Below are 24,330 nucleotides of genomic sequence, written 5' to 3'. Positions count from 1 at the left end.
TTTCCGTTTCCTTCTGTCTATTTTCTTAAATTTAATTGAGTTAATACATTTTTGTAAGAATCAAATTTATTTTTCTTTAAATATTCTAACAATTTTTTTCTTCTATTTACTGCTCTTAATAATCCAACTGAAGAGTGTTTATCTTTTTTGAATTGTTTAATGTGTGCTGAAAGAGTTTCAATTTTTCCCGTTAATAATGCAATTTGTACTTCTGAAGAACCAGTGTCCTTCGCGTGCATTTTTAATTCTTCTGCTTTTTTCGTCATACTATTTATTTTCCTATTTATTTGTTTGTTTTATTAAGTTTTCTATTTTTTCTGCGTACTCAAATGAGTCGTCTTTAGCAAAAAGTATTTTTGGTAAATATTTCATAATTATTTTTTTAGATAAAGCTTTTCTAATTAAGAAAGAATATTCTTTTAATTTTTTAATAACTAGCTCCGTATCTTTACCGCCTAATGGTAATACGTAAGCTTTTGCAATTTTAAGGTCTTGACTCATTTTTACTTCAGTAACCGTTATAGTGTTAGTTTCTAAATTCGGGACCTTAGCTTCATTTCTGGCAAAAATCATGCCTAAAGATTGCCTAATCATCTCTCCAACACGCAATTGTCTCTGTGATACTGGTTTTCCTATTCTATCAGCCATTATACTGTTCTATCCGTTGTGGTCGTACTAAAGGCCTCTATTGTATCGTTTTTCTGGAAATCGATAAAGTCCTTAAGCGTTATTCCACACTCTTGGCCATTACTAACCTGTTTTGCCTGATCTTTTTCTCTAAAAATAGTACTTATTTTACCCGTATAAATAATTGCTCCATCTCTTACTACCCTAGCACTTGCGCCACTAGTTATTTCACCTTCAGTTACTTTTGAGCCTGCAACTTTTCCTGTACCTGAAACTTTGAAAATTTCTAAAATTTGAGCTGTACCAATAATTTTTTCCTGAACATCTGGAGCAAGAAGTCCTGACATTCTTAATTTAATATAATCCAAAACTTCATAAATAATATTATAAGAAGAGATTACAATTTTTTCATTTTCTGCTAATTTTTTTGCTTCCTTACTTGGTTTAACATTGAATGCAATTAGTGCAGCGTTAGATGCTTTTGCTAAAGTTACATCTGTTTCTGTTACCATTCCAATATCAGATAAAATTATTTTAGGTTTTACTTCATCATGGGTAATTTGATTAATCGCACTTTTGATTGCCTCTGCAGATCCATGAACATCTGATTTTACAATAATATTTAATTCTGCAGCTGACTTATCAGCAAAAGCTGAGTCTTGAGTAGCAAAAGTTAAAGGACTTCCACCAGTTTTGCTTTCTTCTGCTCTATTCTGACTCAATGTTTTTGCCTCTTTTTCTGAATCTAGTACAATAAAATCATCTCCAGATTTAGCCGCTCCATTAATTCCAAGAATTTCAACTGGCATTGATGGTGGTGCTTCATTAACATTTTCTCCTTTATCATTAATCAAAGCTCTAACTTTTCCCCATTTTAATCCACTAACAAAGAAATCACCTTTTTTAATTGTTCCAGATGTAACCACAACTGTTGCAACAGCTCCTCTGCCAATATCAATTTTAGATTCTAAAACAATTCCTGTAGCTTTAGATTCAAAGTCAGTTTTTAAGTCTAAAATTTCTGCTTGTAGAACAATCGACTCTACTAACTTATCTAAATTTTTTTTATTTTTTGCAGAAATTTCAACCATTAAAGTATCTCCCGATAGATCTTCTGCAATAAGTTCGTACTCTAAAAGTTGATTCTTTATTTTTTGTGGGTCTGCTTCAGGTAGATCACACTTGTTAATTGCTACAACTATTGGAACGTTCGCAGCTTTTGCATGTTTTATAGATTCAATTGTTTGAGGTTTAACACCATCATCTGCAGCAACTACTAATACTACAACGTCTGTTAATTTTGATCCTCTAGCTCTCATTTCTGTAAATGCAGCATGACCTGGTGTATCAATAAAAGTTAGTTTATTAGATTCGTGTTGTATTTGGTAAGCTCCAATGTGTTGTGTTATTCCACCAAATTCACCAGAGACAACATTCGCACTTCTTAAAACATCTAATACCGAGGTCTTTCCATGATCCACGTGGCCCATCACAGTTACGATTGGTGGTCTATTCTTTAAATTTTCAGATCTAGACTCTTTTATTTTTTGAATAATTTCTTCTGCTTTTGTTTCTCTAATCGGATTGTGGCCAAATTCTTTTACTAAGTATTCAGCAGTATCTGCAGCTAATGTTTGATTGATAGTAACCGTAACACCCATTCCAAATAAATGTTTGATTACATTGCTTGATTGCTCAGCCATTCTGTTAGATAGTTCTCTCACTGTTATTGCTTCAGGAATATTTACATCTCTTTTTACAGGCTTTAAGCTTTCTTGAATTTCCTCTTTAGTAAGTTCTCTATTTTCTTTTAATTTTGCTCTTTTAAGCGAAGCCATACTTCTTGATCTTGCTTCAATCTCATCACTTAAAGCTCTTGATACTGTTAATTTTAATTCTCTTTTTTTAGTTTCAGGTTTACCTGTATCCCCTTTCAATCTTCTAGTTGCTCTTTGTTCAGCTAACTTACGTTTTTCATAATCATTAGTTATTGGAGAAGCCGGTTTAGGTGCTGATGTGGTTCTTGGAGGGAAACTACTTGTTGTTGATACTGCTGGTTTTGACCTAACACTAGCAGGTCTAGTAAAGTTACTTCTAGGTGCGAATTTGCTGGGCTTTTTTTCAATTACAACGGAATTTTTACTTTGAGTTTTTGCTAACTCTATATTCTCTATCGATTTCTTGGCTATGCCAGACAGTGTTAATTTTGTTTTTTTGTTTTCCATATTTCATTACTCAATCTTTGTAAATTATGCTTCTTGCAGACATTATTAATTCATCCGCTTCTGTTTTTGATAAAGCAAAATCTTCAAGGTATCCTTGAATCTTAATTCTTTCACCTTTCACAACATCATAACCACCTGTTAATTCATCAGAGGCAAGGTCTGCAAAATCTTCTAATTTTAAAATCTTTTGCTCTCCTAAAGTAACTAACATTCCAGGGGTCAGTCCTTTGTGATTTATAAGATCATCTTGAAGTCCCAAATCTTTAATTCTTTGAGTAATATCTTCTTGATCTTTTTGGTAAAACTCTTTTGCTCTTTCAATCAAAGCCTTGGCAGTGTCTTCCTCTATACCTTCAATTTTCATTAAATTTTCTGGTGAACTATCTTTAATATCTGAGATTGAAGAAAAACCTTCAGCAACAAGTAATTGTCCTAATGTTTCGTCCAGCTCTAAGTTTTTAACAAAGTTTTCGGTTTTTTCTTTAAATTCAGATTGTCTTCTTTCTGAATCTTCTGCATCAGTCATTATATTAATTTCGTAATTTAATAATTTAGTAGCAAGTCTTACGTTTTGACCTCTACGACCAATTGCTTTACTTAAATTTTCTTCTGTTAAAATTACATCTAATTTTTTTGCAACACTATCAACGTTTACTCTTTGAACTTCAGCTGGTGACAATGCATTTGAAACTACTATTGCTGGATCTTCAGACCAATTAACAATATCAATTTTTTCACCTTGTAATTCGTTAACTACTGCTTGGACTCTTGATCCTCTCATTCCAACACAAGCTCCTACTGGATCTAATGAAGTATCAACTGCTTTAACACAGATTTTTGCTCTACTTCCAGGATCTCTTGCTGATGATTTGATTTCAATTAAACCATCATAAATTTCAGGAACCTCTTGAACAAATAATTTTTCCATAAATTTTGGATGTGCTCTTGATAAAAATATTTGTTGTCCTCTAGCTTCTCTTTTAACATCATAACAGTAAGCTTTAACTCTATCTCCAGCTTTAATGTTTTCTCTAGGGATCATTTCATTTTTTTGAATAATTGCTTCAGTTCTACCTAAATCAACTATCACATTTCCAAACTCTAGACGTTTAACAATTCCACTTAGAATTGAGTCTTTTTTATCTATAAAATCATTGTATTGTCTTTCACGTTCTGCTTCTCTTACATTAAAACTAATAACTTGTTTTGCTGTTTGTGCAGCTATTCTTCCAAAATCAAAAGAGGGAAGCGGTTGTAAAATTTCGTCACCAATTTTTTTATCTTTGTTGACTTCATTTAAAATGATTGCATCTTGAAGATTAATTTCTGTATTTGTATTTTCTGGCTTTTCTACAACAATTAATTTTCTGAAAATTCCAATATCGCCACTTTCTCTGTCTATTAAAACTTTAATTTCATTGTCCTGTCCAAATTTTGATTTGGCAGCTTTTGCAATTCCAGTTTCCATGGAATCTATAATTAATTCTTTATCTATAGACTTTTCTAAAGCAACTGCTTCAGCAATTCTTAATAATTCTAATTTATCTGATCTTCTATTTAACATAAGTTTATTAGCTCCAAAAAAAAATGGGCTAAAGCCCATTCTGTAATTTCAATAATGTAAGGGCAATATATAAAGATTTTTTTTTAATTCAATAGCAACTATTTAGAAAAAACGTCTTTTTTATCAGTTTTTTCCCATGAAAATGAGCCGTTAGCTTCAGGCACTCTTCCAAAATGACCATAAGCTGCTGTTTTTTCATAAATAGGTTTATTTAAGCCAAGCATTTCTCTTATACCTCTTGGGCTTAAATCAAAATTTTCTGAGATCTTTTCTGTTACAAATTTATTTTTTTCTAAATCATTATCAAATAAATCTACATAAATTGATAAAGGTTTAGAAACTCCAATTGCGTATGCTAGTTGAATTAAACATTTTTCAGCAATGTTAGATGCAACAATATTTTTAGCAATATATCTTGCTGCATAAGCGGCTGATCTATCAACTTTAGTTGGATCTTTACCAGAGAAAGCTCCTCCACCATGAGGTGCTGCTCCACCATAAGTATCTACAATAATTTTTCTACCTGTTAAGCCACAATCCCCATCTGGACCACCAATTACAAAATTTCCAGTTGGATTTATATATAATTCCTCTTCATTAAAATCTTTCAAAAACTTTTCTGGAATTGATTTTAATAAATAAGGTTTTAATAATTCTCTAACTTTTGCTTGATCTACATCTGCTGAGTGTTGTGAAGATATAACAACTGATTTTACTTTGGTTGGTTTTGCATCTACATACTCAAACGTGACTTGACTTTTTGAATCTGGCTCAATATTTTTTAATTTTCCAGATTTTCGATCTTCCGCCATTAATCTCAAAATCTTATGAGAATAATGAATTGGTGCTGGCATTAATTCTTCAGTTTCGTTACAGGCATAACCAAACATTATTCCTTGGTCACCTGCTCCCTCATCTTTATTACTTGATGAGTCCACACCCATGGCTATATCAGCAGATTGTGCGTGAAGGTGGCTTTCTATTTTTGTAGCTTCTCTCCAAGTAAAACCATCTTGATCGTACCCAATATCCTTAATGCATTCTCTTACTTTTTGAATAAGATCTTCTTCTTTGATGCTCGGTCCCCTTACTTCTCCAGCTAAAACAACTTTATTTGTAGTGGTTAAAGTTTCACATGCTACTCTTGAAAAAGGATCACCTGAAAGAAAGCTATCCACAACCATATCAGAAATACGATCTGACACTTTGTCTGGATGTCCTTCAGAAACAGACTCGCTTGTAAATAAAAAATTTTTTAAATTACTCATGTGTAATTTTCTTAAATGAAAAAATTAAAAAAATATATAATAAAATAAGTATAAAAAATATCTTATCCCCATAATTCATATAAGGTGTAGATTTAAGGATTTTACTCTCTTTAAAATCAACATATCCAGTAGTGCCAAACTCAACTTTTTTTTCTATAATACCTATTGGATTAACAATGGCAGATATTCCATTGTTTGCTGATCTAATTACATATTTTCCACTTTCAATTGATCTAAAGACACTGTGTGCAAAATGTTGCTTTGGGCCAATAGAATTTCCAAACCACCCGTCTTCTGAAATATTAATTATATAATCAAAATTTTTGTCTTTAAATAGTCTATTTGAATAAATAATTTCATAACAAATTAAGGGAAGTAATTTTAATTCTATCTTGTCATTTTTTATTAAAAGTGCTTTTTGGTTCTCACCTTTTGAAAAAGATTGGTAATCATTGGTTACTGTTTTAAGTCCTATTAAACTAAAAACTGATTCAAATGGAGTAAACTCTCCAAATGGCACTAAATTAATTTTGTTATAACTATGAATTAAATCCAATTTATTGTTAAAAATCGCCATTGAATTAAAAAATAAATTTTCACTATTTTCAGTCTTTATACTATTTAAACCCATGATAATTAAATCATCACTCGAAAAACTATTTGAAAATAATTCCTTATATATATCCATATCTCTTAAATAACTGTCTGGAATAATTCCTTCAGGCCATAAAAAAATCATTGGCTCTTTTTTTTCTGGATTACTCAAGGTAATTAATTCTTGTATTATCTTTAATTCATCCTGCTTTGAATAAAATCGATCTAAACTAATATTGGGTGATACAGCTCTTATTGTAAAATTATTTTTAATATCAGCTATAGTATTAAATTGATTATATTTTAAATTGCCAAAAACTAAAAAACCTACAGAAATTATTATCAAGAAAAAACAGACAATAATTTCTTTTCTAGTTTTTCTTAAGATAAATACAGCTGGAACAGTAAACAAAGATATACAAATTAAATTGAAAGAATAAGTCCCAATTACTGAAAGAATTTGAATAAAATAAATACTTTCTGAAAAACTAAAAGCAATTAAATTCCATGGAAAACCAGTAAGAATGGACCCTCTAATAAATTCAATAGATCCAAATAAAATTGAAAAAATAAAAAATGTACTAACAACATCTCTAGAATAAAAAACAGAAAACAAATAAGTTATAAATCCATAAAATAATGCAAGAAAAGCAGGAAATAAAACTATAGCTATTGGTATTAAAAATTTAAAGCTTTCATCAAAAGTTAAAGAAATTGCAATCCAATATAAACTACATAAAAAATAACCAAAACCAAAAAACCATCCATATTTAAAGAACGATTTATTATTTGAATTAATTTTTTTTTGTGTAAAAAGGAAAATAAAGAATAACGAAAAAGTAAAAAAATTAATTATAAAATAATTATAAGGTGGCAAGCTGTAAGAGCTGATAGCACCTAAAAAAAATACATATAATATGTTTAAAAAATTTTTTTTAAGCAAGTTAAGCAACTTTTATTTTGATGAATTTATAAATTAAATCTTCTTCTTTAATCATTTTTTTAAAATCTTTTAGTTTTATATGATCGTGTCCTAATAAATGAAGAAATCCATGAATAAAAATTTTAACTACTTTTTGTTTAAACTCTAAAATGCTTATATTTTTTGGTTTATTCATAAACTCATAGCTAATTACTATATCACCAAGATAATTTGATTTTTTTGGGTTAAATTTTTTTTCAAATGGAAATGATAATACATCTGTAGGTTTATTTTTATTTCTAAAATCTTTATTTAGCTTTTTAATATTCTTATTATTTGAAAGTAAAATTGTTAGATTTATTTTTTTACCTATAAATTTATATTTTTTTGGAAAAAATTTTAGAATAGAATTAAAAAAAGTTTTATTTCTTTTGATTTTTTTGCTCCAGAGAGTGCACTCCGAAACTACATCAATTTTAATCATTTTCTTGGTCAGAGTACGCTTTTACAATCTTAGATACCAAAGGATGTCTCACCACATCTGAATGATCAAAATCTACAACTGAAATTTCTTTTAAGTGTCCAAGTAATTTCTTAGATCTACTTAGGCCTGACATGTTTTTATTTGGTAGATCTATTTGAGAAGGATCACCATTTATAACAATTTTAGAATTCTCACCTATACGTGTTAAAAACATCTTAATTTGAGTATCTGTTGCATTTTGGGCTTCATCTAAAATTGCAAAAGAATTCTTTAACGTTCTTCCTCTCATGAAAGCAAGTGGTGCTATTTCAATATCACCAATTTCAATCATTCTCTGTATTTTTTCGAAATCAAATAAATCATAGAGAGAATCATATAGAGGCCTTAAATAAGGATCTACTTTCTCCTTCATATCTCCTGGTAAAAAACCAAGTCTCTCACCAGCTTCTACTGCTGGTCTTGATAGAATAATTCTTTCAATTTTTTTATCAAGCAACATAGTTAATCCAACTGCTACTGCTAAAAAAGTTTTACCTGTCCCTGCAGGGCCTGCAGATATGACAATATCACTTTGTCTTAAAGCTCTAACATATTCTTTTTGTCTCTCTGATCTAGGGATAACAGATTTTTTTGGTGTTTTAATTATATCAGAAACATTTTGATTTTTTACTTTTTCTTCAATCATAAATTTATCTATAGATGAGATTATATCTTTTTTCTCAATACTGCCATTGTTAATAAATTGATTTGCAAGAAATTGAATAGCATTTTTTGTAATTTCGTTTTGTTCTGGGGTTGATTTTATTAAAATAGAATTTCCCCTTGAATAAAGATTTGTATTAGTAATTTTTTCAAGTTCTTTTAAATTTTCATTAAACTCACCAACAACTCCCATTAATAAATCATTATCATGAAAGATAACGCTTAAAGAGTTATTATCAGAGTATACAAATTTTAATGTTGAATTAATTTTTTTTGAAACTGTATTATTCAATTTTAAGCTACCTTTTTTTTAGAGCTTTCAGTTAATTTTCCAAAAAGACTATTTTGATTACTACTTGTTATTTCGACCTGCACAAGTTTTCCAATATTTTCTATATTGCCATCAAAAATTACTGATGTCATATATTCTGTTCTTCCAAATAACTTAATCCCATCTTTCATTTTATTTTCTACTAGAACATTTAAAATTTTATTTTCTAAAGATTTATTTTTTTTTATTTGGTTATTAAATAATTTCTCCTGAATTATCTCTAATCTTTGTTTAGATTTTTTTTGATCCACGAGTGTTAAATTTGCAGCAACGGTTCCTGGTCTTGGGCTAAAGATAAACGAATAAGAGTTGATAAATTTTACTTTTTCAATTAGTTCCATTGTCATTTTAAAATCTTGCTCATCTTCTTCTGGGTATCCAATAATAAAATCACTAGAAAACTCAATTTTTGGGTTAATCTTCCTTAATTTTTCATAAACTAGCAGGTATTCTTCAATGGTGTGTTTTCTATTCATTAGATTTAAAATTTTATTTGATCCACTTTGTACTGGTAAATGTACAAGGGGCATCAGTTTAGATGATGTCTTATAAACATTAATCAAATCATCTGTCATATCCTTAGGATGAGATGTTGTGTATCGAATTCTTTCAAGTTTATCAAAGCTATCAAGTTTGATTAGCAAATCTGATAGTCTATATTCTTTACCTTCCTCATCATAACTGTATGCGTTTACATTTTGACCTAACAAGATAATTTCTTTTGCACCACTTTGAACCAATTCTTTTGCTTCATTTATGATTTGATCAAAAGGTCTGGAGTATTCTGGTCCACGAGTATAAGGCACTACACAAAAATGACAGAATTTATCACAACCTTCTTGGATTGTTAAAAATGAAGAGACTTTACTGTCTTTATTTTTAATCTGACTTAAATAATTAAATTTAGAAATTGTATCAAATTCTGTTTCTTCCTCTTTTTTTTTGTTTTTTAAATGATTTAATATTGCCTCATTTATTTTATGGTAAGACTGTGGACCAATTACAATATCAATATAAGGTTCTCTTTTTAACATTTCTTGATTTTCAGCTTGAGCAACACAACCAGCAACAATTACAATTGGTTTTTTTTTCTCTCTAAAAATTTTTTTGACTCTTCCTATTTCATGGTAAACCTTTTCTTTTGCTTTATCACGAATATGACAGGTGTTTAAAAGATAACAATTTGCATCCTCATATTTTTCAGTTTTTTCAAAGCCTATTTTTTTTACAGTATCAAATATACGATTTGAATCGTATTCATTCATTTGACAACCGAAAGTTTTAATAAAAATTTTTTTTAACATTGTGTTAGGATTTTTTTTAACCCCATATAATTCTAATTTGTGATCAACCAATCGATAACCGTATTTATCAGCAATTTTTTCTTGTAGCTTTTCTATCTCTTCATCCACAAATTCAATAATTTCTCCTGATTTAACATCAATTAAATGATCATGATGTCCTTCATTTAATTCCTCGTATCTAGCTTTGCCTCCTTTAAAATCATGTTTAGCTAAAATTCCAGACTCCTCAAAAAGTTTTACTGTTCTATATACTGTGGCAATACTTATTTTTGGATCAATCTTTGAAACTCTATTATATAGTTCATCTACATCTGGATGGTCATTAGACTCTGACATTACTTTTGCGATAATTTTTCTTTGATCCGTTAGTTTAACTCCTTTAGCTAAACATTTTTGTTCAATATTTTCTGACATTTTTTAATTTTAACTTAAATAAATAGGATTAATCAAATTCTTTTTAATTTTAAATTTTTCACATAAACTAGGGACTTCTTCATACTTAACTTCTTTAAATCCTTTAAAATCTTCAAAACTAAAACAATAATAATTGATTTTTTTTGTTAGAAATAAAGCTTTAATCGTCGCTAATGAATTTCTAATTCCTGCAAAACTACCGGGTCCTCTGTTAACATAAATAATATCAATTTGATCTAAAGTAGAGGAATTTACCTTTAAAAAATCATTAATTAAGATCATTAATTTTTCAAAATTAATTTTACTATTTTCATGAGTACAAGTATAAATATTTTCACTAACTATGAGTGTTAAAAAAATTTTATCTCTTGTGGCATCTACTATTAAATTTTTCATTATAATAATGTTATTTGCTGTCAATTCTAAAGCAGAAGAAAATAATATCAAATATTATTCTGAAGATAGTGGCATTCTTTCTTTGATGTATCACCGATTTGATGAAAATAAGTATCCTTCAACAAATATACAAATGGATATTTTCAAAGAACAAATGTCTATAATCAATACCTCAAATTATAAATTTTTTGATCCACAATATTTACAAAAAGAATTTAATTTTCCAAAAAATAAAAAAGAAATACTTATCACTGTAGATGATGCTTTCTTATCTTTTTATAAAATTGCGTGGCCATATTTGAAAAAAGAAAAAATTCCTTTTATTTTATTTGTTTCAACTGAAACCGTAGGTAAAACTGGCTATATGAGTTGGCAACAAATACAAGAAGTAGAAAAAGAGCCATATGCTTACATTGGCAATCATTCTCATTCTCATAATTACCTGGTTGATATGGAAACAAAAAATTTTTTGGCTGATATTAATACTTCAATAGAAATTTTTAATCAGAACTTAGGTTATAACCCAATCTTTTTTTCATACCCATTTGGTGAATATAGCAAAACTATTAAAGATTTTATTTCCAAAAATTTTGATTTTGCTTTTGGACAACATTCTGGTGTTATTGATATTAATAAAGATCCTCATGAATTACCCAGATTCCCAATTAATGAGAAATATGGTGACTTAGAAAGATTCAAATTTTTAATTAATCTTGGTCCACTTCCATACAAATCTCTAAACCCTGAAGACAAGTATATTATCAATAACAATCCACCAAAACTATCTGTTGAATTTTTTGAAAATCAAAAAAATATAGAAAATATTAATTGTTTCTCTGATGAGGGTAGTGGATGGGATAAGTCAAATATTACTTTTAATAAAAATATACTAAACATAAATTTTAGAGAAAAATTTACATTCAGAAGAGGTAGAGTTAATTGTTCACTTAATGATGATGGAATATGGAGATGGTTCGGCGTTCAATTTTCAGTGAATCAAAATTAAATTAAACTTTCTAAATCTTTGCTAGATGGTAATAACTTTGCATCATCAAAATCTGTTAAATCATTTTGTCTAATAATTTGTTGTAAAATTTTAACATACTCTTTTCCTGTCTGTGCATATTTATCTAAGTATTCGGTAAGAATCATACTGTCTAATTCTTTTCCTTCATCTCTCAATTCTGCTCTTGCACTTCTAAAATCTTTATAAGACGAGTGTGTGTTTAAATTTCTTTGATATGCTTTTACAGACGCCTGCAAAACCTTAAATCTCATAACTTTATGTGTACTATCATCTTCTGCATCGGCTGGTTTTATTCCTTCACCACTCCACGTCCACTGACCAAACAATGCATTTCCCTCTTGAGCAAACCTTGATGTTCCCCAACCAGTTTCCTTTGCAGCTTGTGCAATTGCCATTGAAACGGGCACTTCATCCATTCTAATTTTCAATGTAGATAAATCTTTGTTTACAACTCCATATTGTTTAAATTTTATGTTTAACCACTCTTGTTCTGTCTTTGTATTTTTGCTTTTATTTAAAATATTAAAGAGCTTTATTCTATCTAGTTTAATACTATTATTTTCATCAATGACTAAAGGCAAAATTATCTGAATGAATAATTCTTTTCTTTTTTTAGTATTTTCTATTTTTCCAATTTCTTTTGGTAATAGATCTAAATTTATAGGCTTTACTAATTTATTTTCTCTAACATCTTTTAAATTATAATTTGTTGATTTAAAAAGTTCTTCAATTGTTGCAGCACTTAATAGTATGGCATCTGAAGGCTTTTCATCGAATGTTAAAACATCTTCATATAAAAACTTTTTATTTAATTGTTCATCTAGTTTTGTTGTTTTGTTTTCTAATAATTTTTTTAAATTATTCTTTGAATTATTTTCATAGTCCTTAGAAAATATCATTTTTTCTTTTGTAAGATTAATGGCTAATGGAGCTATAAAAAAAATCGATATAATGATTAAACTTGATAAAAAAGTTCTTGAAAGATTATCTAGTCCACTTTTTTGTGCTTCTAGTTTATTTTTTTTTTTAAATCTTTTGCAGTTTCAAAAAACGATGTAAGTTTTTTTCTAATAATTATTTTTTTTCTCATAACTATATTGCAACCACTTCTTTAACCTCAGGCAAATAATGACACAAAAGATTTTGTACACCTTGTTTTAAGGTCATTGTCGAGCTGGGACAACCAGAACAACTTCCTTGTAATTCTACCTTAACAATTCCATCTTTAAATTCTTTAAATTTAATATCACCACCATCTTTTGCAACAGCAGGTCTAATCTTTGATTCTAAGATACTTATAATTTGCTTTTCGATTTCAGTGTGTTCCTCTTTTTTTTCTCCAAGTAACTCATTGGCAATTACAAATTCTTTTCCTGTAGAATAAAAATCATTAATCAGTGAAATAGCTATATGTTTAATATCCTCCCAATTTACTTCTTCATTTTTATTTATAGATATAAAATCTTCTCCTAAAAATACGCCTGTAACCCCATTAATTGATAAAATATTTCTTACTAATTCATTATCAGTTTCTTCTTTTTTTATCACTTCAAATGAACCATTATTGGAAACTGTTTTTCCAGGCAAAAACTTTAGTGAATTTGGGTTTGGTGTTACTTCGGTTTGAATAAACATCTTTTTATATATAATGATTACTGAGAAAATTTAAACTAATTAATATAATCTTATTAAAAACCTACTAAATCTTTAATTTCTTTTATTTTTTTTGAAGCAATTTTATTAGCTTTATTAGAACCTTCTAAAAGAATTTTATCTAAATAACCCTCATCATTTAATAATTTTTTTATTTCTTTTGAGATTGGGTCAATAGTTTCAATTAAAGTCTCTGATAACTTCTCCTTAAACTCTGAAAAATTTTTTGCTTTAAATTCAATAATAGATTTTTCTAAATTTTGATTTTTTAAACTTGAATAGATCCCTAATAAATTTTCAGCTTCTGGTCTTTCGTTTAAATCTTTAATATCTGAAGGAAGTGGCAAAGGATCCGTTTTTGCTTTTTTAATTTTATTTAATATCTCTTCGCTATTATCTGTAAGATTAATTCTGCTCAAATCTGAAGGATCTGATTTGCTCATTTTTTTTAAACCATCTTTAAGACTCATTATTCTAGAAAACTCTTTCTGTATTAAGGGCTCTGGAACTTTTAAAAAATCTGTTGCATTAAAATCGTTATTAAATTTTTGTGCTATATCTCTACAAAGTTCTAAGTGTTGTTTTTGATCATCACCAACAGGAACATGGGTTGCGTCATACAGCAGAATATCAGCAGCCATTAATACAGGATAGGAGTAAAGGCCAATACTAGCTTTTTCCTTATCTTTTCCAGCTTTTTCCTTAAACTGAGTCATTCTATTAAGCCAGCCAATTCTTGAAACACAACTTAATATCCATGCGGCTTCAGAGTGAGCTGGAACCATTGATTGATTAAAAATTATACTTTTGTTAGGATCTATTCCACTTGCAATAAATGTTGCTGCAGTTTCTCTTATATTCTTTTTTAGTTCCTTAGGATCTTGTTTTACTGTAATTGCATGAAGGTCAACTACACAAAAAATACACTCATTTTCTTTTTCATTTTGGAGTTTTACAAAATTTTTAATTGCTCCGAGATAGTTTCCTAAATGTAGGTTACCAGTAGGTTGTACTCCAGAAAAAATTTTTTTAATCATATCAATAGTTTAAATTAATATCCGTTCTTTTAAAAGCCTTGATTAAAACTGCAATGAAAAAATAAAATATAAGACCAGCAATAACAGCACCCATTAAATAGATTGCTTTAAAATTTTCTTGATAGGACAATTCATTGTTAAAAAAATAAATTATATAATTAAAAAATATTCCCATAATCACTGATGTTGTTAAAATTTTAATTAATCTATCTATAAAGATAAGATTAAAATTGAAAAAACTTTCTTTTTTTAAAAAGATAAACAATAGCAATGCATTAAACCAAGATGAAATGGTAGTTGCGATTGGTATAATTATAAAACCAATTTGTTTAAAAAAGATAACACTAATAAATATATTTAATAAAACAGATAATAATGAAATATAAAACGGTATTTTTGTATTATGTCTTGCGAAAAAAAATGTCGAAAAAACTTTTATTAATGAAAAAGCAGGCAAACCAATTGCAAAATAAAATAGAGCTTTTGCTGAATTCTTAACACTTAACTCATCAAAAGAACCATAGCCAAATAATGAAGAAATAATTTCTTCTGAGGCAATTAATAATGCAACTGTTGCTGGGATACTCAAGAATAGACTAAGTTCTAAAGCTTTATTTTGAATTAAGTTTATTTTATCTTTATTTTGACTTTTAACATATTTAGATAGTTGGGGTAAAATAACTGTACCAATTGCAATTCCAGCAATGGCTAAATTTATTTGATAAACTCTATCAGCATAATAAAGATAAGAAACAGCACCAGCTTGAAAAGATGCAATAATTGTTCCTACTAAAATATTTATTTGAGTAACACCTGATGAAAAAATACTAGGTAATAATTTTTTAAAAAAGTTTTTAATTTTTTTATCAATATTAATTTTAAATTTAATCTCAGGTGAAAAATTTTTTTTTACAAAAAAATATAGAAAAATAAATTGTACACCGCCTGAAATGGTTACAGCATAAGATAAATAATAAACAAGATTATCGTCTAATGTTTTTGCAAATAACAAAACTCCAATTAAAAGTATATTTAAAATAATTGGAGCAGCGGACGCTATTGCAAATTTATTATGTGAATTTAAAATTGCAGAAAAAAATGATGCTAAACTTATAAAAATTAAAAATGGAAAAGTAATTCTTGTTAAGGTTATAGCTAGTTCCATTTTATCATAATCGCCTTCAAAACCTGGTGCAATTAGATAAACAAATAAAGGCATCAATATCTCTACAATCAGAACTAAAACTATTAGACCTAGGGTGAGTAGATTAAAAATACTATTAGCAAAATTTTGTGCTTTTTTTTTATTCAATAATGATGAGTAGCTTGGAACAAAAGCTGCATTAAAAGTTCCTTCAGAAAATAATCTTCTAAAAGTATTGGGAATTCTAAACGCCACAAAGAAAGCATCTGCCAAAATTCCAGTTCCAAGGAATACTGCTATTAAAATATCTCTTAAATAGCCCAGTAACCTACTAATTATTGTAAAAAAGCTAAACGTGCTTGTTGACTTAATAAGGTTCATAAATCATATTAGTCTTAAATTTGCTCCATTTGTATATCTAATTAACATAAATGAAAAAAACTAAAATAGATCATTATACTGATAAAGAAGCTCTAGAATTTCACAGCTTAAATAAGCCAGGAAAAATAGAAATAAATTCTTCAAAACCAATGACAACTAAGAGAGATTTGGCATTAGCTTATTCTCCTGGTGTTGCAGTTCCAGTTCAAGCAATCGCTGACGATCCAGAGACAGCATACGATTATACATCTAAAGGAAATTTAGTTGCAGTGATAAGTAATGGATCAGCTATTTTAGGAATGGGCAATTTAGGAGCACTTGCATCTAAACCTGTCATGGAGGGAAAAGCAGTTTTATTTAAAAGATTTGCCGATATAGATTCTATTGACTTAGAAATTGACTCTCAAGATTCCGATGAAATTATTAATAGTATTAAAAACTTTGCATGCAGTTTTGGTGGTATTAACTTAGAAGATATCGCAGCTCCTGATTGTTTTATAATTGAAGAAAAATTAAAAGAAATTTTAGATATTCCAGTTTTTCATGACGATCAACATGGAACAGCAATTATAACTACAGCTGCATTAATTAACGCCCTAGATATTAGTGGTAAATCAATAAAAGACATTAAAGTTGTTGTAAATGGAGCAGGTGCATCAGCAATTGCTTGTACAAATTTGTTTAAAAATAGTGGTGTACCTAGTGAAAATGTAATCATGCTTGATCGTAAAGGAGTGGTCTATAGAGGTAGAACTGAGGGAATGGATCAGTGGAAATCTGCCCATGCAGTAGAAACTAAAAAAAGAACTTTAGAAGAAGCTATAAATGGAGCTGACGTATTTTTAGGATTATCTGCCAAAGGAGCTTTGAAAAAAGAGTTAGTAAAAACTATGGCTAAGAACCCAATAATTTTTGCCTGTGCAAATCCTGATCCTGAAATAAAACCTGAAGAAATAATGGAAGTTAGAGATGACGCCATTATTGCAACTGGAAGATCTGATTATCCCAACCAAGTAAACAATTTAATTGGTTTTCCTTATATTTTTAGAGGAGCATTAGACGTAAGAGCTACAACTATTAATGAAGAAATGAAGGTTGCAGCTGCAAACGCAATTGCAAAATTAGCAAGAGAAGATGTTCCAGATGAAGTTGTTGCCGCCATGGGAGGAGATCGTCCTAAATATGGAAAAGATTATATAATTCCATCCACGTTTGATCCAAGACTGATTAGTGTAATTCCTGCAGCTGTTGCAAAAGCTGCTATGGATAGTGGTGTTGCAAAAAAACCTATAAAAGATTTTGAGGCTTATAGAGACCAACTCAAACAAAGGCTAGATCCCTCAGTAACTATTATGCAAGGTATTAACTCTCATATAAAAAAAAATCAAAAGAGAATTGTTTTTGCGGATGGAGAAGACGAAAACACTCTTAAGGCGGCAATTGCATTTAAAAATTCTAAATTAGGTACACCAATTTTAATTGGTAAAAAAAATAAAATTAAAGAAAGAATAAAAGAAATTGGCTACAATGAAAATTTTGATATCGAAATAGTTAATTCTGAAGACACACTAAAAAGAGAGAAATACGTAAACTTTTTATTTGAAAAATTGCAAAGAGAGAAAGGTCTTTTGGAAAGAGATTGTGATAGATTAGTTAGAAATGATAGGGTTGTATGGGCATCTTGTATGGTTGCTTGTGGTGATGCAGATGGTGCTGTAACTGGAAATACTAGAAGATTTGGAGCTTCTTTTGATAAAGTTACACAAGTTGTAGATGCTAGACCAGGTGAAATCATGTTTGGATTAAATATGGTTGTTGCTAAAGGAAAAACTATTTTTGTTGGAGATACGAGTGTAAATGAATATCCAAGTTCAGAGGAGCTTGCAGAAATTGCAATTTCATCAGCTAGAGTAGTTAAAATGTTTGGCTTTGTTCCAAAAGTTGCTTTTGTTTCTCACTCTACTTTTGGTCAACCTCTAACAAGTAGAACTAAACATATAAAAAAAGCTGTTGAAATTTTAAAAGATAAAAATGTAGATTTTGATTTTGATGGGGACATGCAGCCAGATGTTGCCTTAAATGAAGAATACAAAGAATTATATCCTTTCTCAAGTATTGTAGGAAATGCAAATATATTAATAATGCCGGGCCAACACAGTGCTGCTATCTCTTATAAAATGATGAAAAGCTTGGGTGACACAAAAGTTATTGGTCCTCTTTTAATTGGATTGGGTCAACCCATTGAAATAGCCCCTTTAAGATCATCTACTTCAGAAATCATAAATTTAGCATCAGTTGCTGCCTACTCTGCTGATGTAATTGATTATAAAAAAAGTTAATTTTTTTGAATTCTTAAGTCTTCAACCAAGACAATACTTGCAATAACATCTTCTACATCTAGTATTTCTTTTGCTTCATTTATTACTTCTTTTCTTTCTTCTGTGGTTAAAGAAATCCCATAAATAAATATTTTTTTCTTATAAGTATCAATTTGATAATTGGTTGCTTTAATTTTTTTGTTAAATATTAAAGCTGTACGAAGTTGAGATGTAATTAATAAATCTTTAGCAGATTGTTGAAAATTAAAATCTTCTTTTATTTTAATATCGTTTTTAACTGATCTAGCACCTTTTGTTTCCCATGCAAGTTTAGTAATTTGAAGTTTTTCTTCAGGATCATCTACTTTTCCTGTTACAAATATTTTTCCATCTAAAACTTTTGTGCTTACAGTTAAGATATAGCTCTTGTCTCTTAGGGCTAATCTTGTAGCTAAATTCTTTTGCATCACAGAATCGTCTATTTGGGTCCCTAAAGATCTTGGATCAAACGCAACACTAACACCTGTTCCAAAAACTCCTTTTGAGCTAATCCCAACACATCCTGTTAAGATTAAAAAAATTAAACTTATTAAAAATATTTTATTTTTCATTTTTTATTTTTAGACAATAATTGTAAATTTCTTTTTTTGATACATTCGTATTTTGGCTAATTAAATCTGTAATATCTTTTATGCTTAGTTTTTTAATTAATTTTTGAATAATTATTTTATCAGATTCTTTTAATATTATCGATGAATTTTTTTCTTTTACCTTTTCAGAAATAACAATTGTTAACTCTCCTTTGGGATCAGATTTAAATGGTTCAAGTGTCTCCACATCTGTTCTTATATATTCCTCGTAAAATTTCGTCATTTCTCTACAAACCAAAATTTTTCTATTTGAAAAGTAACGTTTTAAATCTTTTATCGATCTATTAAATTTTCGTGGAGAAATAAAAAAAACAATACAGCCCTCTAAATTTGCAAGCCTTTCGAAATCTTCATTTAATTTGCTATTTTTATCTGGAAAAAAACCATAAAAAAAATATTTTTCATTAAATCCACTTATGGAAACTGCAGAAGAAACAGCTGACGCACCCGGAATTGGAAAGATATCTATTTCATTAATAACACATTCATTGACTAATATAGCTCCTGGATCTGAGATAGATGGAGTTCCAGCGTCAGAAATCAAAGAAACGACCGATCCTGATTTTAAAATATCAATTACTTTCGATAAATTTTTTTTTTCATTAAATTTATGATTTGCAATAAGTTTTGATTTAATTTCATACCGTTCTAATAAATTTTTTGAAATACGTGTATCCTCACACAGTACATAATCCGATTTTTTTAATACTTCTAGGGCTCTTAAAGTGATGTCACTTAAGTTCCCAATTGGAGTAGATACAATATAAAGACCAATTTTAACTTTATTATTTATATTTTCAGTATGTAGAATCATCAAATTATAATAGTTATAATAATAACATTAAAATGAACAAAATTATTAAAATTATACTTTTTTTAGCTTTTGGTTTCTTAATTACTCCAGTAGCACTCTTGGCAAATGAGAAAATTAGGATTGGTCTTCTTGTCCCTTTAACTGGAAAGAACTCTGAAATAGGACCTTCTATAATTAAATCTACACGTCTTGCAATTAACACAATAAACAATGCATCAATTGAGATTATACCAAAAGATACACGGTCAAACCCTGAGGTCACTTTAAAGGCAGCCAAAGAGTTGGCTAATTCAGGAATAAAAATTGTAATTGGTCCAGTTTTTAACGAAAGTCTAATTTACCTAGGTGAGTTAAGTGAATTAACATTCTTGGCTCTAACGAATAAGAATGATAATTTTTCCAAAAACATTATTAACGCTGGAATTAATGCAACTTCACAACTAAATGCAATTAAGAAGTTTATAGAATTAAACGAAATAAAAAAAACTATCTTTCTTACTCCAGATGTAAGTTTTAAAAATGAAATTGAAAAAGCTATTTCTAATTCTAAAATAAAAACATTGGAAAATTATATTTATAATACTGACCCGACTAAACTTACCAAACAAATTGAAAAAATTACACGTTATGAAATTAGAAAACAAAACCTTGAAGATGAAATAAATAGACTAGAGAAATCGGAACAAAGCAATAAAGAGTTTTTAATTGAAAGGTTAAAAAAGAGAGATACTCTTGGTAGTGTAAAATTTGACTCAGTGGTAATTTCTGATTTTGATGAAAGTTTAAAAAGTGTAACAACTTCTCTACTTTATACGGATATAACTCCTAAAGAAAAATATTTTATTACTCTTAATCAATGGTTTGATGAGTCTCTTTTAAAAGAGACAAGCTCACAACCCTTGTATTTTCCTTCTGCAAATAAAGATAATTATGATGAATTTTCTAATGAATATTTTGAAAAATATAATCAGTACCCTAATCAATTGTCATTTTTAAGTTATGACTTGGTTGGGCTTGTGTATTATTTAATTCTTCAAAACGAATCTGTTATTGATAAAAAAATGTTTACTAAAAAAACCTTGTTTAAAGGAAAGGTTGGAGTTTTTGAAATTAAAAACAATAAAATTAATCATATTTTAAATTTTTATAAAGCTGAAGATGGAGAATTTAAAAAAGTTTTTTAATTTTTTTAAAAGCTTTAAATCTATGATCTATTTTATATTTCTGTGATGCTCTCATTTCACCAAATGTAATTTTTTTTCCAAGTGGTATGAAAATAGGATCATAACCAAAACCATTTTTACCTTTTATAACTGGTGAAATAAAACCTTCAACCTTTCCAATAGAATTTATTATTTCTTTATTTTTATTATAAATGGTTAAGGCACAAATAAACCTGGCCTTAATTTTTTTCTCTCGCCAATTTTTGTCTTTTTTATCTAACTCCTTAAAAACTCTATTCATTGCTTCTTTAAAATCACCTTTTTTACCTCCCCATCTAGCTGAATAAATTCCAGGGTCTCCATCTAAAACATCTATTTGTAAACCTGAGTCATCAGACAGACATATCATTTTTGATTTTTTAGAAAAAAATTTAGCTTTGATTAAGGAGTTTTCCTTAAATGTTTTGCCATTTTCAGGAGGGCTTTTTATTTTAAAGTCCTGTGGAGAGTATATTTCAACATTTTTAGGCAATAAATCCTTAATTTCTCTTAATTTTCCTTTATTATTAGTGCCTACCAACAATTTTATAATTTTATTCTTTAACATCTAGCAATTATCAAATTTCATACCATATAAGTTGTCATGGAAAAAGATCAAAACATTAATTCTGAAAACCAAAATGAAGAAGTTAAAGAGAGTGAAGCTGAGGAGCAAAACCAAGTAGAACAAGAAATTTCAGCCAATAAAACTGAAGAGGCAAAAGAGGTTATACCTGAAGAAAAAATTAAGGAGTTAGAAGATAAACTTACTAGAACTTTTGCTGAAATGGAAAATCAAAGAAGAAGATTTGAAAAAGAAAAAGATGATGCTTTTGATTATGGTGGGTTTTCTTTTGCAAAAGAAGCTTTAAATTTAATTGATAATCTTGAAAGATCAAAACAAATTTTAGAAAGTGATGAAGTACTAAAAGATACTGAAGCTTTAAAAAAAACTTTAGAGCATTTTGAAATTATTAGTAAAGATATGGTGTCAATTTTTTCAAAAAATGGAATTACACCTGTTGTTTCTATTGGTAAAAAATTGGATCCCAATCAACACCAAGCTATGATGGAAATTGATGATGATCAAAAAGAACCTGGAACAATAGTTCAAGAAATTCAAAAAGGTTTTATGATGAAAGATAGACTTTTAAGACCAGCATTAGTCGGAGTTTCAAAAAAAACTAAAACTCCAGATGAACAAAAAAGCGAGGAAAATAAAGAAAATTCAGACAATTAATTATAATTGTAAGAACTTGTAGATTGAAAATTAACACTTATATGAAGGAAAGGAATTAAATTATGAGCAAAATTATAGGAATAGATTTAGGAACAACAAATTCATGTGTTTCTATCATGGAAGGTAGTCAGCCAAAAGTTTTAGAAAATGCTGAGGGTGCAAGAACAACTCCTTCAGTTGTAGCTTTTACTGAGGATGGGGAAAAACTTGTAGGTCAACCTGCAAAAAGACAAGCTGTAACCAACCCTGAAAATACTATTTTTGCCGTAAAAAGATTAATTGGAAGAAGTTTTGAAGACCCTACTGTAAAAAAAGATATTGCAGCTGCACCTTTTAAAATTGTGAATTCAGAAAAAGGAGATGCTTGGATTGAAGCTAAAGGGGAAAAATATTCACCTTCTCAAATTTCAGCTTTTATTCTTCAAAAGATGAAAGAAACAGCTGAAAAATATTTAGGCCAAGAAGTAACGAAAGCTGTAATTACAGTTCCTGCATATTTTAATGATGCTCAAAGACAGGCAACAAAAGATGCTGGTAAAATTGCTGGTCTTGAAGTTTTAAGAATTATTAATGAACCAACAGCTGCTTCTCTTGCTTACGGTTTAGATAAAAAACAAAATAAAAAAATAGCTGTTTATGACTTAGGTGGTGGAACTTTTGATGTCTCTATCCTTGAGTTAGGTGATGGTGTATTTGAAGTTAAATCTACAAATGGTGATACATTTTTAGGTGGTGAAGACTTTGACAATACAATCGTTGATTATTTAATTGGTGAATTTAAAAAAGATTCTGGAATTGATTTAAGATCAGATAAATTGGCTCTTCAAAGATTAAAAGAAGCTGCTGAAAAAGCAAAAATTGAATTATCTTCTGCAGAGCAAACAGATGTTAATTTACCTTTTATAACAGCTGATAAAACTGGTCCAAAACATATTAATCTAAAAATGACTAGAGCAAAATTAGAGGCTTTGGTTGAAGATTTAATCTCAAGAACATTACCACCATGTAAAACTGCTCTTAAAGATGCAGGGCTTACTGCAAGTGAAATTGATGAAATTGTAATGGTTGGTGGAATGACAAGAATGCCTAAAGTTCTAGCTGAAGTTAAAAACTTTTTTGGTAAAGAACCTAATAAAAGTGTAAACCCTGATGAAGTTGTAGCAATGGGTGCTGCAATCCAAGCTGGTGTTCTTCAAGGAGACGTTAAAGATGTCCTTCTTTTAGATGTAACACCTTTATCGCTTGGAATTGAAACATTAGGTGGTGTTTCAACAAAATTAATTGAAAAAAATACAACAATACCAACAAAAAAAAGCCAAGTATTTTCAACAGCTGATGACAACCAACCTGCTGTATCAATCAGAGTGCTTCAAGGTGAAAGAGAAATGGCATCTGACAATAAAATGTTAGGAAATTTTGAGCTAGTTGGGATCGCACCTGCTCCAAGAGGAGTGCCTCAAATAGAAGTAACTTTTGATATTGATGCAAATGGAATTGTGAGTGTTTCTGCTAAAGATAAAGGAACGGGAAAAGAACAAAAAATTCAAATCCAGGCCTCTGGTGGCTTAAGTGATGAAGAGATTGAAAAAATGGTAAAAGATGCTGAAGCAAATAAAGAAGATGACAAAAAGAAAAGAGAATCTGTTGATGTTAGAAATCAAGCAGACACTCTTTTACACTCTACTGAAAAAAATCTAAAAGAGCACGGTGCCAAAGTTTCTGATGCTGATAAAAAGGCAATTGAAGATGCCTCAACTGATTTAAAAGAAGCTATTAAAGGAACTGATACTGAAGAAATTAAAAAGAAAACTGAGACTTTAGTTCAAGCCTCCATGAAGTTAGGTGAAGCAATTTATAAATCTCAAGAGAAAAAAGAAGGCTCACCAAAAGAAGGTGATAAAAATGATGAAGGAAAAAAAGACGATAATGTAGTTGATGCTGACTTTGAAGAAGTTAAAGAAGAAAGCAAAGAAGGCAAAGAAGAAGATAAAGAAAAAAGCGCCTAAGACTTACAGCAACTATCATCTTAAAGT

23 protein-coding genes and 1 pseudogene are annotated in these 24,330 nt (G+C 28.9%); 6 read left to right on the top strand and 18 right to left on the bottom strand.

What is annotated here, in order from left to right:
* Positions 1-17 precede the first annotated feature (17 nt).
* The 11 genes and pseudogenes from rpsO to AC5SL9_RS06875 form a co-directional block, all read right to left on the bottom strand.
* On the bottom strand, positions 18-266 hold the full coding sequence (gene rpsO / locus AC5SL9_RS06925; protein ID WP_018413733.1) for a 30S ribosomal protein S15: 249 nt from the start codon (positions 264-266) through the stop codon (positions 18-20).
* Positions 267-279: 13 nt separating this feature from the next.
* Positions 280-648, bottom strand: a complete 369-nt coding sequence (rbfA, locus tag AC5SL9_RS06920) for a 30S ribosome-binding factor RbfA (RefSeq protein WP_271480381.1) — start codon at positions 646-648, stop codon at positions 280-282.
* Positions 648-2,852: a translation initiation factor IF-2 gene (gene infB / locus AC5SL9_RS06915; RefSeq protein WP_027306833.1), complete on the bottom strand. Its 2,205-nt coding sequence runs from the start codon at positions 2,850-2,852 to the stop codon at positions 648-650. The genes rbfA and infB overlap by 1 nt, the downstream gene beginning before the upstream one ends.
* A gap of 10 nt (positions 2,853-2,862) precedes the next feature.
* On the bottom strand, positions 2,863-4,416 hold the full coding sequence (nusA, locus tag AC5SL9_RS06910; protein ID WP_026225039.1) for a transcription termination factor NusA: 1,554 nt from the start codon (positions 4,414-4,416) through the stop codon (positions 2,863-2,865).
* Between the two features lie 98 nt (positions 4,417-4,514).
* Complete coding sequence (gene metK / locus AC5SL9_RS06905) at positions 4,515-5,684, bottom strand: methionine adenosyltransferase (RefSeq protein ID WP_494574061.1); 1,170 nt, start codon at positions 5,682-5,684, stop codon at positions 4,515-4,517.
* Positions 5,677-7,221: an apolipoprotein N-acyltransferase gene (gene lnt, locus AC5SL9_RS06900; protein WP_494574060.1), complete on the bottom strand. Its 1,545-nt coding sequence runs from the start codon at positions 7,219-7,221 to the stop codon at positions 5,677-5,679. The genes metK and lnt overlap by 8 nt, the downstream gene beginning before the upstream one ends.
* Before the next feature lies 1 nt (position 7,222).
* Entirely contained in the window at positions 7,223-7,684 is a 462-nt protein-coding gene (ybeY, locus tag AC5SL9_RS06895; RefSeq protein ID WP_494574059.1) for an rRNA maturation RNase YbeY, read from the bottom strand.
* Positions 7,677-8,678, bottom strand: coding sequence for a PhoH family protein (locus AC5SL9_RS06890; protein WP_011281670.1), 1,002 nt, complete (start codon positions 8,676-8,678; stop codon positions 7,677-7,679). The genes ybeY and AC5SL9_RS06890 overlap by 8 nt, the downstream gene beginning before the upstream one ends.
* Positions 8,679-8,680: 2 nt before the next feature.
* The gene (gene miaB, locus AC5SL9_RS06885) at positions 8,681-10,021 is read right to left on the bottom strand and encodes a tRNA (N6-isopentenyl adenosine(37)-C2)-methylthiotransferase MiaB (RefSeq protein ID WP_494574389.1); all 1,341 of its coding nucleotides are present in this window, start codon (positions 10,019-10,021) and stop codon (positions 8,681-8,683) included.
* 36 nt (positions 10,022-10,057) lie between these two features.
* Positions 10,058-10,435 (bottom strand): annotated as a pseudogene (locus AC5SL9_RS06880) (Fur family transcriptional regulator); the annotation flags it as partial.
* A 9-nt stretch (positions 10,436-10,444) separates the two neighbouring features.
* A complete protein-coding gene (locus AC5SL9_RS06875) occupies positions 10,445-10,831 on the bottom strand; it encodes a peptidase M22 (protein ID WP_006997526.1) in 387 nt (128 codons plus the stop codon).
* Between the two features lie 7 nt (positions 10,832-10,838).
* Here AC5SL9_RS06875 and AC5SL9_RS06870 point away from each other — a divergent pair, with 7 nt between their 5' ends.
* Positions 10,839-11,837, top strand: coding sequence for a polysaccharide deacetylase family protein (locus AC5SL9_RS06870; RefSeq protein WP_494574058.1), 999 nt, complete (start codon positions 10,839-10,841; stop codon positions 11,835-11,837).
* Here AC5SL9_RS06870 and AC5SL9_RS06865 read toward each other — a convergent pair.
* Complete coding sequence (locus tag AC5SL9_RS06865) at positions 11,834-12,757, bottom strand: glucosaminidase domain-containing protein (protein WP_494574057.1); 924 nt, start codon at positions 12,755-12,757, stop codon at positions 11,834-11,836. The genes AC5SL9_RS06870 and AC5SL9_RS06865 overlap by 4 nt on opposite strands.
* Before the next feature lie 19 nt (positions 12,758-12,776).
* Here AC5SL9_RS06865 and AC5SL9_RS06860 point away from each other — a divergent pair, with 19 nt between their 5' ends.
* The gene (locus AC5SL9_RS06860; RefSeq protein ID WP_494574056.1) at positions 12,777-12,917 is read left to right on the top strand and encodes a hypothetical protein; all 141 of its coding nucleotides are present in this window, start codon (positions 12,777-12,779) and stop codon (positions 12,915-12,917) included.
* Positions 12,918-12,950: 33 nt separating this feature from the next.
* Here the strand turns inward: AC5SL9_RS06860 and AC5SL9_RS06855 are convergent, their stop codons facing one another.
* From AC5SL9_RS06855 to murJ, 3 genes are read right to left on the bottom strand one after another with little or no spacing between them, the layout of a single operon-like run.
* Positions 12,951-13,493: a NifU family protein gene (locus AC5SL9_RS06855; protein WP_006997529.1), complete on the bottom strand. Its 543-nt coding sequence runs from the start codon at positions 13,491-13,493 to the stop codon at positions 12,951-12,953.
* A gap of 53 nt (positions 13,494-13,546) precedes the next feature.
* Entirely contained in the window at positions 13,547-14,548 is a 1,002-nt protein-coding gene (gene trpS, locus AC5SL9_RS06850; protein WP_494574055.1) for a tryptophan--tRNA ligase, read from the bottom strand.
* Between the two features lies 1 nt (position 14,549).
* Positions 14,550-16,073, bottom strand: a complete 1,524-nt coding sequence (gene murJ / locus AC5SL9_RS06845) for a murein biosynthesis integral membrane protein MurJ (RefSeq protein WP_494574054.1) — start codon at positions 16,071-16,073, stop codon at positions 14,550-14,552.
* Between the two features lie 50 nt (positions 16,074-16,123).
* Here murJ and AC5SL9_RS06840 point away from each other — a divergent pair, with 50 nt between their 5' ends.
* Complete coding sequence (locus AC5SL9_RS06840; protein WP_018413725.1) at positions 16,124-18,412, top strand: NADP-dependent malic enzyme; 2,289 nt, start codon at positions 16,124-16,126, stop codon at positions 18,410-18,412.
* On the opposite strand, the gene AC5SL9_RS06835 is transcribed toward AC5SL9_RS06840, so the two are convergent.
* Together AC5SL9_RS06835 and rsmI are read right to left on the bottom strand one after the other, a co-directional pair.
* Positions 18,409-19,002, bottom strand: a complete 594-nt coding sequence (locus AC5SL9_RS06835) for a BON domain-containing protein (protein WP_494574053.1) — start codon at positions 19,000-19,002, stop codon at positions 18,409-18,411. The genes AC5SL9_RS06840 and AC5SL9_RS06835 overlap by 4 nt on opposite strands.
* Positions 18,992-19,855 (bottom strand): 16S rRNA (cytidine(1402)-2'-O)-methyltransferase, encoded by an 864-nt coding sequence (gene rsmI / locus AC5SL9_RS06830; RefSeq protein WP_494574052.1) that lies wholly within the window; start codon positions 19,853-19,855, stop codon positions 18,992-18,994. Before rsmI ends, AC5SL9_RS06835 begins: the two co-directional genes overlap by 11 nt.
* Before the next feature lie 32 nt (positions 19,856-19,887).
* Between rsmI and AC5SL9_RS06825 the strand changes: the two genes are divergently transcribed.
* Positions 19,888-21,039 (top strand): ABC transporter substrate-binding protein, encoded by a 1,152-nt coding sequence (locus AC5SL9_RS06825; RefSeq protein WP_494574051.1) that lies wholly within the window; start codon positions 19,888-19,890, stop codon positions 21,037-21,039.
* Here AC5SL9_RS06825 and rdgB read toward each other — a convergent pair.
* Positions 21,023-21,625 (bottom strand): RdgB/HAM1 family non-canonical purine NTP pyrophosphatase, encoded by a 603-nt coding sequence (gene rdgB / locus AC5SL9_RS06820; protein ID WP_494574050.1) that lies wholly within the window; start codon positions 21,623-21,625, stop codon positions 21,023-21,025. The genes AC5SL9_RS06825 and rdgB overlap by 17 nt on opposite strands.
* 36 nt (positions 21,626-21,661) lie before the next feature.
* On the opposite strand from rdgB, the gene AC5SL9_RS06815 reads away from it, so the two are divergent.
* Positions 21,662-22,297 carry a nucleotide exchange factor GrpE gene (locus AC5SL9_RS06815; RefSeq protein WP_494574049.1) on the top strand — a complete coding sequence of 212 codons (636 nt, stop codon included), beginning with the start codon at positions 21,662-21,664 and terminating at the stop codon, positions 22,295-22,297.
* A gap of 62 nt (positions 22,298-22,359) precedes the next feature.
* Positions 22,360-24,303 (top strand): molecular chaperone DnaK, encoded by a 1,944-nt coding sequence (gene dnaK / locus AC5SL9_RS06810; protein WP_494574048.1) that lies wholly within the window; start codon positions 22,360-22,362, stop codon positions 24,301-24,303.
* Positions 24,304-24,330 lie beyond the last annotated feature (27 nt).

It is taken from the genome of Candidatus Pelagibacter sp. PS_37, assembly GCF_059417825.1.
Note: the sequence above shows the minus strand (reverse complement) of the source record. Positions and strands in the feature narration are given on the sequence as shown.